Here is a 3,787-nt window from a genome sequence, read left to right as displayed (position 1 = left end):
ATTAATAATTAAGAGTTGATAGTCAATTATTCATTCAACAATTCAGGTTTAAAGCCTCCCCTTTTAAGGGGATAAATCAAAATTTTTCCTTTTAGTCAATCCTATCCGTTTTAAGAAGGGGTAATTATTAATTATTAATTGTTCATTAGACATCTCCAAAAATACAAAATAAAATCAATTATTATCCAGAAATTATCAATTATTCTTCCCTGTTCCCAGTTAAGTGTTCCCAGTTAAGTGTTCCCTTTTTTCTGGAGATGTCTATTGTTAATTGCTGAACACACATAGGAAATTCCACGATAGTTTCGACTATTTAGGGATAATATTCATCTTGTCATTCCCACACTTTCGCACAGGCACTACCTTCAATAATTGATAATTGATAATTACTTCTCCCTAAAACGGATTGGATTAAGACAAGGGAAGAAAATTTTGACTTTTTCTTCTTAAAGGAAGAGGCTTTCAACCTGAAATTAAGTAATTATCAATTGTCAACTTTCAATTATCAATTATCAACTTTCAATTATTAATTGGTAAATATCATCAATCTGACATTTGCAGCAAATAAACCAGACTTATTAGCTTGAAGAATTGCTATATAAAGCAGAAACTATAAAGCTGATTTTACGCGGGAAGCTGCTGATTCTGGTTTTTCAAGAACTGGAAAAACTAACACACTATTAATATTAGAATCATTAACTAATTCCTGAAGACGATGTAATTGTTTATCGCTAATTGCAATACCATCATATTTTTTTACATAATTTAATTCTTCCTGAAAATTTTCATCATTATAGACTTGAATAAAGACTCGATCTACTGACCATTTTTCCCAGTCCGCCGCAAAATATTTTTTTGCCCAATAAGGGTTGTGATGACATATATCAAAACTAACTGAATTATTCGCTTTTTTCATTTCTTTGATCATTCGCTGGGTAAAATTTGTTAGGTTAACTGTTCGGTCTACTTTTCCTGGTAATTCTGCATGATATCCCAGATAATCATCCCATTGAACTGCATCTATATTTGGATATTTTTTGACAAATTCAACTAAAATATTGGTAAAGAAATTAGCTACTTCTTCCATTTCTACATCTAAGACATAATGCTCAATTTTATCGTAGGTTTTATCTACTCCAGGAACTATCCATTTTCTCCTAATTGCTAAGTCAAAAATCGGACTATTTTCATCTATTTTAATGCCTTTTTCAAAGTAAGCATGAACTTCCATTCCTTGTTTATGTGCTTCATCAATTAACCAGACTAACCATTGTTCGTTAAATTTATTTGGGCAACTTTTTGCTCCTAGTATTTGTTCCATTACTTCGCTTTTGTACATAGTGCAGCCATTTCCCCACACCCCATGAATTATGGTATTAAATCCTTGTTTTTTGTAATAACGAACTCTTTCACGAATTGTTTTTTCATTGGCATTATTGGTTATATAATAACGACTTAAATATATGCCTCTAATTTGTTTTTTCTCCCAAGGGGTTAAAGTTTTTGCATCTAAGAAATTATTCTGAGGTTTAGTTGAATTAATAGTTGGTTTTTGAGAAGGAATTGGTAATGGTGTTTTTGTTTTAGACGAGTCTGTTTGATTTTTAGTTAGTTCTGCTGGAGATGGTTGACTTGGGGTTAATTCTTCATCCTTTTTTTCTGAATAAGGAGTTGGTAATGGTGTTTCTATTGTGGAAGAGTCTGTTTGATTTTTAGTTAGTTCTGCTGGAGATGGTTGACTTGGGGTTAATTTTTCATCCTTTTTTTCTGAATAAGGAGTTGGTAATGGTGTTTCTATTGTGGAAGAGTCTGTTTGATTTTTAGTTACTTCTGCTGGAGATGGTTGACTTGGGGTTAATTTTTCATCCTTTTTTTCTGAATAAGGAGTTGGTAATGGTGTTTTGATTTTAGACGAGTCTGGTTGATTTTTAGTTATTTCTGCTGGAGATGGTTTTTTTGAAGTTAATTCAGTTGATTTTTCTTGAGAGTTTAAAAAAGGAATAGGTAGATTAGGAAACTTGTCATGGAACCAAGAAACTACAGAAGTATTAGATATGACTTGAGATAAATCAATATTCTTTCTCTCAATAAACCACCAATAACTTCCTCCTAAAAGCATCGTGAAAATTAGCAGTTCTACAAGACAACCTGCATCAAAAAGGCGAGAGGAGTCAGAATCTTTTTTTGACATAATAAAATCCTCAGAAATTTGGATGAATTTTTTTCTATTTAGTTAATCTCAATTTGCGTAAGCATTCAGTGGTTAGCTATTAGCTATCAGCTTCCAAGACATATCTGGAATTTCCTGCCACAGAATTGTATGGGTTAACAACTCAAGTTCGTTGTTCTTGTGCTTCAATACTCTGGTTGAAAATCCAGTAGAAGTTAAAAGAACGCTTGGTTAATTCATTAAAAAGCTGTTTGGGTAGCATTCCGCAGGAAATGCTTACTATTTTTCTTACTAAATAAATACAATCTCTGAGTGAAAAATTTCTGATTTTTCCTCAAGTGGTACTGAATCTGATGACTTGAGAAACTTTATGCTAAATTAAGTTCCAACTCTTTCCCTATCTCATCAAAACTTTCACGTCTCAAATTAACTTTTGTTTTTTGCTTTTCTAGTCTTACCGAAAAATTAAGCTATAAAGCCTTTCCATTTAGCCAATTATCTTTTTTATAAAAAGAGGTAATTATAAATTATAAATTCTTGAAGCCTATTGAAGCTTGATGTTATAGTTAGGACCAATTTTATCTGCCGTTTCTGCAACTTTTTGACGCACATTATCAGGTAGTGGAATATAACCTAAATCAGCACTTACTTTTTGCCGTTCTTAGAAACCTACGATAATCTATATAAATCTATGATTATCTGTTCTATTCCTGCTTAAATCTGGCAACGCCGGCGTTATCCAGTCCGCAAGCTGTCACGGTCGAACTGACCGCCATAGCTAAATTTAACGCTCTTATCAAGTCTCGATCACAACTGAAATTGCAGTGTTCACAATTGAATACACGCTCCGATAAAGACAGAGACTGTTTCACCTCACCACAGTGAGAGCAAGTCTTAGAGCTAGGAAACCATCTATCAACAACGATTAACTCAGAACCGTATAACTCACACTTGTACTCTAACTGTCTTCTGAATTCATAAAAACCCATGGACTAGGGCAGCCTTAGCTAGCTTATGGTTAGCCATCATGCCTGATACATTTAAGTCTTCTATTACTATCTGGCTGTGGTTTTTAGCCAAGTAAGTAGTTAGCTTGTGCAATGTATCTTTTCTGATGTTAGCTATCCTTTTGTGTAACTGAGCTATCTTAAGTTGAGCCTTTTTCCAGTTCTTAGAGAATTTAGTTTTATGTCTGTTGAGGTATTGCAACCGAGAGAGTTTAACTTCTAACCTTCTTAAAGATTTAGCACCAACAAAAATTTCACCAGTAGATAACGTAGCTAGAGATTTTATACCTAAATCTACACCAACTACATCTACTGATTTATCAGTAATTTTAGGTGTGGTTTCTACTTTGAAACTGACAAACCATCTATCGGCTTTTTTGCTAATAGTTACAGATTTAGGAGTGACATGATCTGGAAGTATTTCATAAGTTTTAATCCATCCAATTCGGGGCAGTTTTATATGATTAAAACCTACTGATATTGACCCATCTAGAGTGAAACTATCATCTCTACCTTTTTTCTTGAATTTAGGTATTCCCGACACTTTGCTGAATCTTCGCTTCCAGGCTTGAGATAAATATCTCAAAGCATATTGAGGTGCTGTTTTAGA

Annotated in this window: 3 protein-coding genes; all 3 read right to left on the bottom strand. The window is 33.3% G+C overall.

The window, feature by feature from the left end:
* Window positions 1–610 precede the first annotated feature (610 nt).
* A complete protein-coding gene (locus F6K22_RS35160; protein WP_363275115.1) occupies window positions 611–2,191 on the bottom strand; it encodes a family 10 glycosylhydrolase in 1,581 nt (526 codons plus the stop codon).
* Between the two features lie 683 nt (window positions 2,192–2,874).
* Window positions 2,875–3,159, bottom strand: coding sequence for an RNA-guided endonuclease InsQ/TnpB family protein (locus tag F6K22_RS35155; protein ID WP_293109131.1), 285 nt, complete (start codon window positions 3,157–3,159; stop codon window positions 2,875–2,877).
* A partial coding sequence (locus F6K22_RS35150) for an RNA-guided endonuclease InsQ/TnpB family protein (RefSeq protein WP_293109129.1) occupies window positions 3,146–3,787 on the bottom strand: 642 nt, incomplete at its 5' end. The genes F6K22_RS35150 and F6K22_RS35155, both read right to left, overlap by 14 nt.

Source organism: Okeania sp. SIO2F4, assembly GCF_010672385.1.
Classification (GTDB): Bacteria; Cyanobacteriota; Cyanobacteriia; order Cyanobacteriales; family Microcoleaceae; genus Trichodesmium.
Note: the sequence above shows the minus strand (reverse complement) of the source record. Positions and strands in the feature narration are given on the sequence as shown.

Coding starts and splice junctions, on each gene's coding strand:
- F6K22_RS35160 (WP_363275115.1), bottom strand. CDS start 2,191: ATGTCAAAAAAAGATTCTGACTCCTCTCGCCTTTTTGATGCAGGTTGT.
- F6K22_RS35155 (WP_293109131.1), bottom strand. CDS start 3,159: ATGGGTTTTTATGAATTCAGAAGACAGTTAGAGTACAAGTGTGAGTTA.